The sequence below is a fragment of the Paraburkholderia sp. WS6 genome (genome assembly GCF_030464835.1).
Taxonomy (GTDB): Bacteria; Pseudomonadota; Gammaproteobacteria; order Burkholderiales; family Burkholderiaceae; genus Paraburkholderia; species Paraburkholderia madseniana.
On sequence record NZ_JALQCK010000006.1, the window covers coordinates 136,906 to 150,489 of the forward strand.

Sequence of the window (13,584 nt, forward strand, 5' to 3'; positions counted from 1 at the left end):
CTCACATCAGATGGCGAACGCCTACTTCTGCCCCATCAGCGTATCCATCGTTTCGCCGCGTACCACGATCTCGGTGCGCCGGTTCAGCGCGCGCCCTTCGGCTGTATCGTTGCTGGCGACGGGGTTGTTGTACGCGTAGCCCTTCGTCCTGATACGGTCCAACGCCACGCCGCGCGCCACGAGCGCATAACCTACCGCCGTGGCGCGCGATTCGGAAAGCTGCTGGTTATAGTCGAGCGTGCCGACATTGTCGGTGTAACCTTCAACCAGCACCGGCTTCTTGCTGCGCTTGAGCAGAACGGCTGAACGATTGATGACGGCCGCTGCATCACCACGCACTTCGGATTTACCGAACTCGAACAGCGCGGCTTCGGGCAGCTTGACTGAGACACCATTGGCAACCGGCGTCACCTCGATGCCGACAGCCTTATTCAACGATGTTTCCTTGTCGCGGTTCAGCGGCGCGGCGCAACCCGCCATCAGCACGACAGACATTGCGCATGCAGAAGCGCCCAGGAACGTTTTCATGTTTCTTATCTCCTTCAATATCCGATCACATGGCACGCCCTTCGATCGCGGGCGGACCGTCGACTTGTTAAAGCACGAAGGTTGTATCGCGAGCCGCTGGACGAGGAGAATCGGAACTGTCTGAAATCGATACGCTGATTGAGGCGGTTCTGCCGGGCATGGTGATCGACTGACATTCCCGACCGGACGGCAGGTGAGGGACTCAAGATCCTCTGACAACTGCGCCGTTATAATCCGACACCATGTCTATCCGTTTCGATGCCGCCGACGCCCACTGGCGTGTCGCGCCCTTACCCGGCTTTAGCGCCGCCCAGAAAGACTGGTTGACCCGCGGTGGATCGCTGACCGCGCATCTGCGCACGCTCGGCGCGGTTGCGGTGCGCGTGACGCGCGAAGCCGTCGCGCTGCCGTGGGCCGACGAGCACGCCGCGCTCGGCCTCGCGCCGCGTGCGCCGGTGTGGGTTCGGGAGGTGGTGTTGTCGGTCGACGGCGTGCCGTTTGTCGCGGCGCATAGCGTCGCGCCGCTGGCCGCGAGCGTCGGCGTATGGCAGGCCACGCGAAGGTTGCGCACGCGGCCGCTCGCCGAGTTGCTGTACAGCGATAGCAGTGTCGCGCGATCGTCGCTGGTGAGCCGCAGGCTGACGGCGCGTCATCCGTTGTACCGGTTGGCCGCGATTGAGATCGGTGGCGTGAGGCCGCATACGCTGGTTGCGCGTCGCTCGGTGTTCGAGCGCCACGGCGCGCCCTTGATGGTCACCGAGTGCATGTTGCCGGCGCTATGGGCGCGTCTGGCGTCTTCGGCCAGCACACCGTCTGCGTATTCAGCCTCCCCCCACGTTCACGCGCCGCAGCGTACTCATGTGCGTGAACATGGCCGGCCGCTCGAGCATACGGCGTCGCGCGCTCATGGTGCACCGCGTGCGGAGCAAGAACACCTTTCCGAACGGGGTGCGCGTGAATCCGGGCACGCGCCGACATCGGACCGTAAGGAAAAGCGCTGATGCTCCGCGGCTTTCCTCCCGTCGTCGCGGCGGATACACACACGCTGATTCTCGGCAGCTTTCCTGGCGAAGCGTCGCTGGCCGCTACACAGTATTACGCGCATCCGCGCAACCAGTTCTGGCGTTTGCTCGGCACGGTGCTCGACGAACCGCTTCCCGAACTCGCCTATGAAGAACGGCTACCGCGTTTGCTATCGCACGGCATCGGCGTGTGGGACGTGCTCGCCGCCTGCGAGCGCGAAGGCAGTCTCGACGCCGCGATCCGCAATGCCAACCCCAACGATTTTGCAACGCTCCGCGCCCACGCGCCGTTGTTGAAGAAAGTCTGCTTCAACGGCAAAACGGCGGGCCGCTTTGCACCGGTGATCGGCGAAGCGGGCTATGCCACCCTCGTATTGCCTTCGTCGAGTCCGGCGAATGCTATGCTCTCGTTCGACCAAAAATTGCGTCTCTGGCGCGACATCCTTACATGACGAAACTGATCAAGCGCGCCTCGGCTGAAGCCCGTGCTTTCCGCAACAAAGACGCTGACGCCCACGACACCGCGCTGAACAAACAGAAAGCAGTGCGCAATAAAAAGCGCGCGCTGCACGACGACGATCTGCACGACGCGCCGCAAATCGAAGCGCCGCGCAAGCCGCGTTTCGCACCGGTTACGTTCTCGGAAGAGGGCGGCGTGCGCTTCCTGCACTTCGGCACGGAATGGGTGCAAGGCGCAATGCGTCTGCGTAAGCCGGATCACATCGAACTCGAATACGCGCAGCAGATGATGGCTTGGTTGCTGTTCATCGAAACGCCCAAGCGAATCGTCCAGCTCGGTCTCGGCGCCGCCGCACTGACCAAATTTGCCCACCGCTTCCTCAAGCGCGCCAAAGTCGAAGCGGTCGAAGTGAACCCGGCCGTGGTCGTAGCCGCACGCACGATGTTCGAACTGCCGCACGACGACGCCCGTCTGACCGTGCACGAAATCGACGCATGGGACTTCGTCAACGACCGCGCCAACCACGGCACGATCGGCGCGTTGCAGATCGACGTCTACGATGCCACCGCGCGTGGCCCGGTGCTCGACAGCGTCGGCTTCTACCGCGCGGTGCGCGCGTGCCTGACCGACGCGGGCGTGGTGACGGTGAACCTGTTCGGCGATCATCCGAGCTTTGTGCGCAACATGAAGCGTCTGAACGAAGCCTTCGACGGCCGCGTGGTCGCGCTGCCGGAAGTGCATGACGGCAACCGCATCGCCATCGCGTTCTCGGGCCCGGCGCTCGACGTGCCGTTCACGACGCTGCAAGCGCGTGCGAAGCTGATCGAAGCGGAACTTGGCTTGCCGGCGCGCAAGTGGATCAAGGGTCTGCAGGAATCGACCGGACAGAATGGCAGTTCGTTCTCGATCTGATGTGAGAATGGGTCGGGCCGCTTGAGGCCGCTTGAGGCTGGTTCGACCCAGGCTTCCCGTTGCGCTGGTACGACGGTTTCCCAACCGCTTCTCCAGTACATTGCACGGCCGGTTCGATTCCGTGGATACCCAGCACGCATGTCGACGATCGGCGACCCAGCCCCCGCGTCCAGCCGCCTCGCGCCCACCCCTCATCTCTGCTAAACCGCCGCCCGGCGCGTTCCAGCGGCACATTTGCGCCTCGGGTCGTCCCTGCTTGACCGGACGTTCTCGGCTCCTATACTCTTTCGAAGCTTTCGGGGTACCCGTGGCCTACCTGCGACGGGACATCCACCACCCGTCCACACACGGGCCAACATTTCAATAATAGGGAAGAGGAGACGTCATGGCTCACGACGCCGACGCGAACAAGGCCAGCAAGCACTGGCTCTGGTTGCTGCTGTTGCCCTGGATCGCGATGATCTGGGTGCCGTCATATAACAAGGTCGAACCGCAACTGTTCGATTTTCCGTTCTTCTACTGGTACCAACTGCTGTGGGTGTTGATCAGCGCGATCATCACGGCGCTCGTGTACTTCAAGACCAAGACCCGCTCGACGGGCAGCTCGCAAGGGGGCGCACAATAATGAACGCCACCGCAACTTTCGTCTTCGTCCTGTTTTTTATTGGCGTCACCATTCTCGGCTTCGTCGCGGCCCACTGGCGCAAGGGCGACCTGGCCCATCTGGAAGAGTGGGGCCTCGGCGGCCGGCGCTTCGGCACCATCGTCACGTGGTTCCTGCTGGGCGGCGACCTGTACACCGCTTACACCTTCATCGCCGTGCCGGCACTGGTGTTCGGTGCGGGCGCAACGGGTTTCTTCGCGCTGCCGTACACGATCCTGATCTATCCGTTCGCGTTCGTCGTGTTCCCGAAACTGTGGAGCATCGCCAAACGTCAGGGTTACGTGACATCGGCCGACTTCGTCTCGGCTCGCTATGGCAGCCGCATGCTGGCGCTGGCGATCGCCGTGACCGGCATTGTCGCGACGATGCCGTACATCGCGCTGCAACTGGTCGGTATCGAAGTGGTGATCGGCGCGCTGGGTTTCGACACCAAGGGCTTCGTCGGCGATCTGCCGCTGATCATCGCGTTCGCGATTCTGGCGGCTTACACGTACACGTCGGGCCTGCGCGCGCCGGCCATGATCGCGGTCGTCAAGGACGTGCTGATCTATGTCGTGATCTTTGCCGCGGTCATCGTGATTCCGCCGCAACTGGGCGGCTTCGGCCATATCTTCAGCGTGGTGCCGCCGGCCAAGCTGCTGCTGAAAGCGCCGGACGTGTCGAGCCTGAACGGCTACAGCGCGTACGCGACGCTTGCGGTGGGTTCGGCGCTCGCGCTGTTCCTGTATCCGCACTCGATCACCGCGGTGCTGTCGTCGAAGTCGGGTAACACGATCCGCCGCAACATGGCGATGCTGCCGGCCTACTCGCTGGTGCTCGGTCTGCTCGCGCTGCTGGGCTTCATGGCGTTGGCGGCAGGTGTGAAGGACATGCCGGAATTCGCTCCGTACTTCAAGGCGTTCGGCCCGAACTTCGCGGTACCGGCGCTGTTCCTGCACTTCTTCCCGTCGTGGTTCGTCGGCGTGGCGTTCGCGGCGATCGGTATCGGCGCGCTGGTGCCGGCGGCAATCATGTCGATTGCGGCAGCGAACCTGTACACGCGCAACATCCACAAGGAGTTCGTGAACCGCAATATGTCGCATGAGCAGGAGACCAACGTCGCGAAGCTGGTGTCGCTGATCGTCAAGGTCGGCGCCGTCGCGTTCATTCTCGGTCTGCCGCTCACGTACGCGATTCAGCTGCAACTGCTGGGCGGCATCTGGATCATCCAGACACTGCCGGCGATCGTGCTGGGTCTCTACACGCGTGTGCTCGACTACCGCGGCCTCCTGATCGGCTGGGCGGTCGGCATCGCAACCGGCACGTGGATGGCGATTTCGCTGAAGCTGGCGAGTTCGATCTTCACGATTCACCTGTTCGGCATGGCGATTCCGGGCTACGCGGCGGTGTGGTCGCTGATCGTCAACCTGGTGGTGTCGGTCGTGGTGAGCCTGCTGGTGCGCATGTTCGGCATGCAGCGCGCCGAGGACCGTACCCGTCCGGAAGATTATCTGGACGTGGTCGAAGGCTAAGTCAGCCGTTCCATCTCGCCGGAAAAGCAACGCCCGCAGACAAAAGTTTGCGGGCGTTTGTCTTTCCGGGGCACTCCAGGGCACGATAGCGGAACCGTCCTTCAAAGCGTCCTTCGCGCGAGCCATGGCTTCTGCCGATTCCCCCCGTGTCGTTGTCCGCCGCTCGGCCATTAGCCGCATTGTGCGAACGATCACGTCGCCGTACTACCGCTATCGCCACGCGAAGGTGCTGCATAGCCTGCGCGTCGGCGTCGCGATGCTGGTGTCGATTCTCGCGACCACCGGTATCAACATTCCTCACGGCATCTGGTCGTCGGTGACCCTGCTGGTGGTGATCGGCGGCTTGCAGCATCACGGCAATATCCGCAAGAAGGCTGCCGACCGGGCCGCGGGGACGCTGCTCGGCGCGTCGATCGGGCTGCTCTTGATCCTGCAGCAGAATCTGCTTGGCTCGCTGCCGCTCACCTATGTGCTGATGTCGATCGTCGCGGGGATCTGCGCATGGTTCGCGATCGGTTCGTCGGGGTATATCGGTCTCTTGGCGGCGATTACGATGTGCATCGTCGCGGGCCATGGCGACAATCTGATCGACGTCGGTCTATGGCGCACGCTGAACGTGCTGATCGGCATTGTAATCGCGCTGGTGTTTTCGTTCGTGTTGCCGCTGCACGCGACTTATTCGTGGCGTTACGGGATCGCCGACAATCTGCGGGCCTGCGCGCAGATTTACACCCGTCTGCTGGAAGGGGAGACGATCAACGAGGACGAACAGGTCAAACGCTTCCTCGCGATCAACAAGCGGTTGGTTCAGCTGCGCTCGCTGATGCCTTCGGTGGCGAAGGAGATCGATGTGCCGCAGGCCCGGCTCGAGGAGATCCAGCGGCTGCACCGTTCGGTGCTCAGTTCGCTGGAATTGCTGGCGATCGGCCCGCTGATGCGCGCCGATGCCGCGGCGCGCGCTGCGTATGTGCGGGCGTGCGGCGTTGAGGTGCTTGCCGTGCGCGGCATTCTGCTGGCAATGGCGCGCGGCCTGCGCTTTGGCCGCGCGACGCACTTCGGCATTCCGGCCGCGTCGCCGCTTGCTCAGGCGCACGGCGACGCGGCGCTAGAATTGCCGCCCGACTTGCAGGGGCCGTATTGGCTCGGGCAGCGCTTAGCCGAACAGGTGGAGCGGTTGCGCGCCTTGTTGCTGGAGACCGAGCCGAACTGGGACATCGAGCGGCGTTCGCACGTTTTGCAGAAGGCTTAGCTTTTCACGTTGTCCGGGTGAGCCGGTGTGGCGGCCTGACAGGCTGCGGCTACATACAGCACGGCGGCTGCATGGTTACGGCGATCGCGTCGGCACACCGCCGCAGCCGCAACCATGCAGCCTTGCATGACGCGCTCAGGCATCCGGCAGCGTCACCATCCACGCGAGACCGAAGCGGTCCACCACCATCCCGAAGCCCTTGCTCCAGAAGGTGGCTTGCCACGGCATCGTCACCGAACCGCCGTCGGCCAGCGCGTTGAAATATTTTTCGCCCGAGGCGGCGTCGTCAGCCGTCAGCGAGAGGCTGAAGCCGCTGAACGTGGCCTGCGGGTCGCAGTGGCCGTCGGAGGCCATCCAGTTGGTCGAGCCGAGCTTGATCGTGGCGTGCATGATCTTTTCTTCCAGACCGGGGCGCGGCTGGTTCTCCGGGTCGGCGCTGGGCGGCGCGTCCTTGTAGCGCATCAGTAGCAATACCTCGGCGCCGAGCTTCTCTGTGTAGTACTTGAGCGCTTCTTCACAGCGTCCGTTGAAAAATACGTAAGGCTGAACGTACATGATCGTCTCCCGGGATATGGATCAGCGGCGCCGCGCTCCTTCGGCAAATGGTATCGAGGGGCGGGCGTGCAGACGATTGTAGTCGTCCGTTGGGGCAGCAATTGTGACTTTATTTCGTAAGAAGCAGTGGCGCGGACAGGTATCGGATGTGCGGTTGTAAACGGCACGCGGCCCTGAACCGGATGGCTCAGGGCCGCGTATTCAACCAGGTGCGCGACCCAGCTCGCTTCTAAGTGCACGACCGCATGTGCAACCGCGTACTTAAGCGGCGAAGGCTAAGCCGAAGCCTAACGCAGCGCTTCGATCATTTTTTCCAGCTTGACGGCGTCTGCCGCGAACGCGCGGATGCCTTCAGCGAGCTTTTCGGTGGCCATCGCTTCGTCGTTGACGAGGAAACGGAACGACGATTCGTCGACCGGCACGCGTTCGATGTCCACGCCTTTGCCCATTTCAGGCGACAGCTTGCGCTCGACCGGCTCGGTGCTCTCCTGCAGCTTTTGCAGCAGATCCGGGCTGATGGTCAGCAGATCGCAGCCGGCCAGTTCCAGAATCTGGCCCGGGGTGCGGAAGCTCGCGCCCATCACCTCGGTCTTGTAGCCGAACTTCTTGTAGTACGCGTAAATGCGGCGCACCGATTTGACGCCCGGATCGTTGGCGCCGCCGTCTTTCGCTTCGTCCCACGCGCTGCCGGCGTTCTTCTTGTACCAGTCGTAGATACGGCCGACAAACGGCGAGATCAGTTGCGCACCCGCTTCGGCACAGGCGGCGGCCTGCGCGAGCGAGAACAACAGCGTCATGTTGCAGTGGATGCCTTCCTTTTGCAGCACTTCGGCGGCGCGGATGCCTTCCCACGTGGAGGCCAGCTTGATCAACACGCGTTCGCGGCCGATGCCGTGTTCTTTGTACAGGGCGATCAGCTCGCGGCCCTTGGCGATCGACGCTTCGGTGTCGAACGACAGGCGTGCATCCACTTCGGTCGACACACGACCCGGGATGATCTTGAGAATTTCGGTGCCGAATGCGATCAGCAACTGGTCGATGATTGCGCCGACCGGCTTCGACGCATGCGCCTTCACAGTCTTTTCGAGCAGCGGCTTGTAGTCGTCTTTCTGGACGGCTTTCAGAATCAGCGACGGATTGGTGGTCGCGTCCTGCGGCTTGTACTGGGCAAGCTGCTGGAAGTCGCCGGTATCGGCCACGACGGTGGTGTATTGCTTGAGTTGGTCGAGTGCGGTTGTCATGTTCGAGCCTTCATGGCGCGCGTGCGCCGTGGTTCAGGAGAAATGAGATCGCCACCGGATGGAAAAGACAAACCGTTCCGGTGGCCGCGGGTCACGCTGCAGCGTTTGCCCGTCATGTTGCCGGGGAATTTTGACGGAAAGCGCTGCCGGATGCTTCTATTCTATGGCGGATTCAGGCGCGCCGGGCGTTCAGCACCAGTTGCGTCAGCACGCCCGCCACCAGCCCCCAGAACGCCGAGCCGATCGACAGCAGGGTGAGGCCGGAAGCCGTCACCATAAACGTCACCAGCGCCGCCTCGCGTTGCTTCAGGTCCTGCATGGCGTTGGCGAGGCCGCTCATGATCGAGCCGAACAGCGCCAGCGCCGCAACGGAGACCACCAGCGCCTTCGGCAAGGCGGCGAACAGTGCGGCGATGGTCGCGCCGAAAATCCCGGCAATCAGATAGAAAATACCGCACCAGACTGCTGCGGTGTAACGCTTGTCGCGGTTTTCGTGCGCTTCGGGGCCGGTACAGATCGCCGCTGTGATCGCCGCAAGATTGATGCCGTGCGAGCCGAACGGCGCGAGCAGCAGCGAGGCGATGCCGGTCGTCGAAATCAGCGGCGCGGAAGGCGCGGTGTAGCCGTCTGCGCGCAGCACGGCGATCCCCGGCACGTTTTGCGACGCCATCGCGACGACGAAAAGCGGAATGCCGATGCTGATGCTCGCCGCGACCGAAAACGCCGGCATCGTGAACACCGGGTGGGCGAGCGCGACGTGAAAGCGGCTGAAGTCGAGCAGCCCGAGCCCACCGGCGAGCGCCGTGCCGACGACCAGCGTCGTCACGATCGCATAGCGCGACGCGAGGCGTTTGACGATCAGATAGGTGAAGAACATCGCCAGCACGAGCGCGGTCTGAAACTGCGCCGCGCGGAAAATCTCGATGCCGATCTCGAACAGAATGCCCGCCAGCAAAGCGGAAGCGATGCCTGCCGGGATTTTCTTCATCAGCGTGTCGAACCAGCCGGTCAGGCCGACCAGAGTCAGCAACAGCGCGCACACGATAAACGCACCGATCGCCTCAGGGTAGGTCACATGCGGCAGCGACGACACCAGCAGCGCCGCGCCGGGCGTCGACCAGGCAATCACGATCGGTGCGCGAAAGCGCAGTGAAAGGCCGATCGTGCAGACGGCCATGCCGATCGACAATGCCCAGATCCACGACGAAATCTGCGCATCGGTGAGATGGGCGGCCTGGCCGGCCTGGAACATCAGCACGAGCGAACTGGTGTAGCCCGTCATCATCGCGACGAAGCCGGCGACGAGGGTGGACAAGGACGTATCGGCAAACGGTCTGAGCGGCCCGGGGTGTACGTCGGCAGGGGACAAAACGGGCGATGAAGACTGACTCATGCAGAAGCTTTCTTATAGTTGGAGAAAAACGTGAACTGACCTGATTACTTGCTCAGCATGCGCATCGCCGTTTCGAGTCCGGCGAGGGTGAGCGGATACATGCGATGACCGAGCACTTCCCGGATCGCGCTGACTGACTGCCGGTACGCCCACAAACCTTCCGGCTCCGGATTGAGCCACGCGTAATGCGGGAAATGATCGGCGAGGCGGCGCAGCCACACGGCGCCGGCTTCGGCGTTGTTGTACTCGACCGAGCCGCCCGGTTGCAGCACTTCATAGGGGCTCATGGTCGCGTCGCCGACGAAGATAAGCTTGTAGTCGGGCGTGAACTTGTGCAGCAGGTCCCACGTCGGCATGCGTTCGGCGTGACGGCGGCGATTGTTCTTCCACAGGAAGTCGTACACACAGTTGTGGAAGTAATAGAACTCGAGATGCTTGAATTCGGCCTTGGCGGCGGAAAAGAGTTCTTCGGTGCGCTTGATGTGATCGTCCATCGAGCCGCCTACGTCGAGCAGCATCAGCACTTTCACCTTGTTGTGCCGCTCCGGCACCATCTTCAGGTCGAGCCAGCCGGCGTTCGCCGCGGTGCTGCGGATCGTGTCGGGCAGATCGAGCTCTTCGGCCGCGCCCTCGCGTGCGAAACGGCGCAGGCGGCGCAGGGCGATCTTGATGTTGCGCGTGCCGATTTCGACCTGGTCGTCGTAATCGCGGTAGGCGCGCGCTTCCCACACCTTCACCGCCGTGCGTTGACCCGCCGCGTCGCCGCCGATGCGCACGCCTTCCGGGTTGTAGCCGCCGTTGCCGAACGGCGAGGTGCCGCCCGTGCCGATCCATTTGTTGCCGCCTTCGTGGCGCTCTTTCTGTTCGTCGAACAGTTCCTTCAGGCGCTCCATCAGCTTGTCGAGGCCGCCCATCGCTTCGATCTGCGCTTTTTCTTCGGGCGACAGATCGCGTTGCAGCTTCTTCTTGAGCCAGTCGAGCGGGACGTCGAAGGCGAGCTCCGAGGCTTGCGCGACGCCGTTGAAATACGCGCCGAACGCCTGGTCGAACTTGTCGAAATACTGCTCGTCCTTGACCAGCGTGATGCGTGCGAGATAGTAGAACTCGTCGAGCGACGGCGCGATCACATTGGCTTTGAGCGCTTCGAGCAGCGTCAGGTATTCCTTCACCGACACCGGCAGTTTGGCCGCGCGCAGCGAGTAGAAGAAGTCGATCAGCATGCTGTGTCCTCGGCGGCGGCGAGTGGGCGGTGCGCCGCGCTCATCAACGGGTATTCGCGATCAATCAACGGTTCATCAACGGTTGTTGCGGTTCATGAAGATCAGCCGCTCGAACAGGCTCACGTCCTGCTCGTTCTTCAGGAGCGCGCCGTGCAGCGGCGGGATGATCTGCTTCTGGTCGGACGAGCGCAGCGCTTCGGGCGGAATGTCCTCGGCGAGCAGCAGCTTCAGCCAGTCGAGCAGTTCCGACGTGGACGGTTTCTTCTTCAGACCGGCGACGTTGCGCAACTCGAAGAAGCTCTGCATCGCCGCGGCAAGCAGTTCCTTCTTGATGCCTGGGTAGTGCACCTCGACGATCTGCTGCATGGTCACCGGGTCGGGGAATTTGATGTAGTGGAAAAAGCAGCGGCGCAGAAACGCGTCCGGCAGTTCCTTCTCGTTGTTGGACGTGATGATCACGAGCGGGCGCTGTTTCGCGCGGATCAGCTCGTGGGTCTCGTACACGTAGAACTCCATGCGGTCGAGTTCGCGCAGCAGGTCGTTCGGGAATTCGATGTCGGCCTTGTCGATCTCGTCGATCAGGAGCACCGTCTGCTCCTCCGACTCGAACGCCTGCCACAACACACCCTTGACGATGTAGTTGCGGATGTCCTTGACACGCTCGTCGCCGAGTTGCGAATCGCGCAGGCGCGACACCGCGTCGTACTCGTACAGGCCTTGCTGGGCCTTGGTGGTGGACTTGATATGCCATTGCAACAGCGGCATGCCGAGCGCGGCGGCGACCTCTTCGGCGAGCATGGTTTTGCCGGTGCCGGGTTCGCCCTTGATCAGCAACGGGCGCTTCAGCGTCATCGCGGCGTTGACCGCGAGCTTGAGGTCGTCAGTGGCGACGTACTGCGATGAGCCTTCAAAACGCATGGCGAGATGCTCTTTTTTGGGAAAAAACCCAGTATAAGTCAGAAGGCCTGTTGGGCTGAATCAGCCTGGCGTAAGGTGTCACCCGCGGTGCTGGACGCCGGTTCACGTGCCTATGCGGCGTTCGCGAGCAGTCCGTGCTCGCCCGGCGTGCCCGGTGGGCGGGCGCGCCGGGCGTCGTGGGCCGGGCGGGCGGTTCGCAGCGGGCGGCACGAAGCCATGCGGAACCGGCGTGGCGGAGCAAAATGGCGCTAGCCGTGGTTTTGCGGCGGCCGGATACGCCTCTCGCCCCGCGCGGTGGACGTTCGGCGCGGCGTCGCGGTACAATTAGCCCGATTTTTTTGGCCTGCGTGGCTACCCTATAAGAATAACGGCGCGGGCCGTTGCCTTTTCGGGCGCCCGTTTCCCCTCAAGCCAGGTTACATGCTATGAATAAATTCGTCGGCAAACACGTCGTGATCGCAGCGCTGTCGGTGCTCGCGGGCTATGCGGCCAGTGCGCAGGCAGCGGATGTCGTCGGCAACGCGAAGGCGGGCCAAGGCAAGGTCGCGATGTGTATTGGCTGCCACGGCATCCCTGAATACCGCACGGCATACCCTGAGGTCTACCGCGTGCCCATGCTCGGCGGCCAGAATCAGGCATACCTCGAGAACGCCATGCACGGCTACAAGAAGGGCGACCGCCACTTCGAAACGATGCGCGCAATCACCGCGTCGCTGTCGGATCAGGACATCGCCGACATCGCTGCCTACTACGCAGCGCAAAATTCCTCTTCGAAGAGCAATCCCGACAAGTGATCGGCTGCGGTCATCCAACCGGTCACTCGGCTATTTATATTCGCGGGATAGGAGAATTCATGAATAAGCCCCAACAGGCACTCCACACGGTGTTCAAGGCTGCATGCGCGTCGGCGGCAGTCATCGGTCTGGTTGCAGCGAACGTCGCGCACGCCGCAGACGCCGGCAACGGCAAGGTGCTGGCAGACAGCCACAACTGCGCGGCTTGCCACGGCGTCAACCTGAACAAGCCGGTGAGTCCGGAATATCCGAAGCTCGCCGGTCAGCACTCAGACTATGTCTACTGGGCGCTGCGCCAGTATCAGATGGGCAACGGCAACCCGCACCTCGGTCGCAACAACGCGATCATGCAGGCGCAGGTACAAAGCCTGTCGCAAAGCGACATGAAAGACATCGCCGCCTACATCGAATCGCTGGACGGCGCGCTGGTGCAGAAGAAGTAATCGCGCTGCGCTGTTTTTGCACGATTTTCAGATTGAACGACACCCCGCTTCGGCGGGGTGTTGTGCTTTTGGGGCTGGGATTTGGTGCGGGGGCAAGTTCCGCGGGCGTGCTGACAACCTCTGGCCGCCATAGTCGCCCTAGTTGCCTCAGTCCCGCGTGGCGCGCCGCTCGATGCGCTGCAAATACGCGTCCGTGTCCGGCGGGGTGCCGGTGCGTTGCGCCTCCCAGATGGTTTCGCCGAGGCAATCCATGATCGCGTGCTGTGCCTCATGGGTCGAGCCGAGCCGGGCAGCAAGCCGCTCGTGCGCCGCGCGAATGCCCGGCGGCTGGTCGATCGACAACTGTTCGGTGATCGCCAGATGCATCGACAGATGCAGGAACGGGTTGGTCTGGCCGCGTTCGGGCGAGTAGTCCTGCGCCTGGGCGGTTTCCGTGCTGGTGAGATCGGCGTGATATTCCGGATGCTCGACGATCCAGTCGGCAGCGATCGCTTCGAGCGGCGTCAGAATCTCGCCTTGACGCTGCTTGCGCCAGGTGTCGGTGAAAAATTGGCGGACTTCGTCGCGGCTGGGATTGAACATCGTGGGAACGGTGCGTTGGGTGTGAGGCGGGTTGGAAGGGGGTGATTTTACGCCGACGCAGGGCGGCTTGCTGGCGGCGCGTCAACGGACCG

At 62.8% G+C, this 13,584-nt stretch carries 15 protein-coding genes; 8 read left to right on the top strand and 7 right to left on the bottom strand.

Going from position 1 to position 13,584, the window contains the following annotated elements; translation table 11 throughout:
• Positions 1-21: 21 nt before the first annotated feature.
• Complete coding sequence (locus tag M0D64_RS09760) at positions 22-528, bottom strand: OmpA family protein (protein ID WP_154558991.1); 507 nt, start codon at positions 526-528, stop codon at positions 22-24.
• A gap of 242 nt (positions 529-770) precedes the next feature.
• On the opposite strand from M0D64_RS09760, the gene M0D64_RS09765 reads away from it, so the two are divergent.
• From M0D64_RS09765 to M0D64_RS09790, 6 genes are all read left to right on the top strand, one after another.
• Positions 771-1,529 (top strand): chorismate lyase, encoded by a 759-nt coding sequence (locus tag M0D64_RS09765; RefSeq protein ID WP_266257450.1) that lies wholly within the window; start codon positions 771-773, stop codon positions 1,527-1,529.
• The gene (locus tag M0D64_RS09770; RefSeq protein ID WP_266239387.1) at positions 1,529-2,002 is read left to right on the top strand and encodes a DNA-deoxyinosine glycosylase; all 474 of its coding nucleotides are present in this window, start codon (positions 1,529-1,531) and stop codon (positions 2,000-2,002) included. Before M0D64_RS09765 ends, M0D64_RS09770 begins: the two co-directional genes overlap by 1 nt.
• Positions 1,999-2,922 carry a spermidine synthase gene (locus M0D64_RS09775; RefSeq protein ID WP_266257451.1) on the top strand — a complete coding sequence of 308 codons (924 nt, stop codon included), beginning with the start codon at positions 1,999-2,001 and terminating at the stop codon, positions 2,920-2,922. The genes M0D64_RS09770 and M0D64_RS09775 overlap by 4 nt, the downstream gene beginning before the upstream one ends.
• Positions 2,923-3,307: 385 nt before the next feature.
• Entirely contained in the window at positions 3,308-3,547 is a 240-nt protein-coding gene (locus M0D64_RS09780; protein WP_175052778.1) for a DUF3311 domain-containing protein, read from the top strand.
• Positions 3,547-5,097 (top strand): monocarboxylate uptake permease MctP, encoded by a 1,551-nt coding sequence (gene mctP / locus M0D64_RS09785; protein WP_266257452.1) that lies wholly within the window; start codon positions 3,547-3,549, stop codon positions 5,095-5,097. Before M0D64_RS09780 ends, mctP begins: the two co-directional genes overlap by 1 nt.
• A gap of 124 nt (positions 5,098-5,221) precedes the next feature.
• Positions 5,222-6,346 (top strand): FUSC family protein, encoded by a 1,125-nt coding sequence (locus tag M0D64_RS09790; protein WP_266257453.1) that lies wholly within the window; start codon positions 5,222-5,224, stop codon positions 6,344-6,346.
• A gap of 135 nt (positions 6,347-6,481) precedes the next feature.
• On the opposite strand, the gene M0D64_RS09795 is transcribed toward M0D64_RS09790, so the two are convergent.
• From M0D64_RS09795 to M0D64_RS09815, 5 genes are all read right to left on the bottom strand, one after another.
• A complete protein-coding gene (locus M0D64_RS09795) occupies positions 6,482-6,901 on the bottom strand; it encodes a VOC family protein (RefSeq protein WP_266239390.1) in 420 nt (139 codons plus the stop codon).
• Positions 6,902-7,188: 287 nt separating this feature from the next.
• Positions 7,189-8,142, bottom strand: a complete 954-nt coding sequence (tal, locus tag M0D64_RS09800; RefSeq protein ID WP_154558998.1) for a transaldolase — start codon at positions 8,140-8,142, stop codon at positions 7,189-7,191.
• 172 nt (positions 8,143-8,314) lie between these two features.
• Positions 8,315-9,535, bottom strand: a complete 1,221-nt coding sequence (locus M0D64_RS09805) for a benzoate/H(+) symporter BenE family transporter (protein WP_266257454.1) — start codon at positions 9,533-9,535, stop codon at positions 8,315-8,317.
• Between the two features lie 44 nt (positions 9,536-9,579).
• The gene (locus tag M0D64_RS09810; protein WP_266257455.1) at positions 9,580-10,755 is read right to left on the bottom strand and encodes a VWA domain-containing protein; all 1,176 of its coding nucleotides are present in this window, start codon (positions 10,753-10,755) and stop codon (positions 9,580-9,582) included.
• A 75-nt stretch (positions 10,756-10,830) separates the two neighbouring features.
• The gene (locus tag M0D64_RS09815; RefSeq protein WP_093639389.1) at positions 10,831-11,673 is read right to left on the bottom strand and encodes a MoxR family ATPase; all 843 of its coding nucleotides are present in this window, start codon (positions 11,671-11,673) and stop codon (positions 10,831-10,833) included.
• A 425-nt stretch (positions 11,674-12,098) separates the two neighbouring features.
• Between M0D64_RS09815 and M0D64_RS09820 the strand changes: the two genes are divergently transcribed.
• Both M0D64_RS09820 and M0D64_RS09825 read left to right on the top strand, forming a co-directional pair.
• A complete protein-coding gene (locus M0D64_RS09820; RefSeq protein ID WP_154559001.1) occupies positions 12,099-12,467 on the top strand; it encodes a c-type cytochrome in 369 nt (122 codons plus the stop codon).
• A 59-nt stretch (positions 12,468-12,526) separates the two neighbouring features.
• Complete coding sequence (locus M0D64_RS09825; RefSeq protein WP_154559002.1) at positions 12,527-12,910, top strand: c-type cytochrome; 384 nt, start codon at positions 12,527-12,529, stop codon at positions 12,908-12,910.
• A gap of 147 nt (positions 12,911-13,057) precedes the next feature.
• Here the strand turns inward: M0D64_RS09825 and M0D64_RS09830 are convergent, their stop codons facing one another.
• Positions 13,058-13,492 (bottom strand): DUF1841 family protein, encoded by a 435-nt coding sequence (locus tag M0D64_RS09830; protein ID WP_154559003.1) that lies wholly within the window; start codon positions 13,490-13,492, stop codon positions 13,058-13,060.
• Positions 13,493-13,584: the final 92 nt, after the last annotated feature.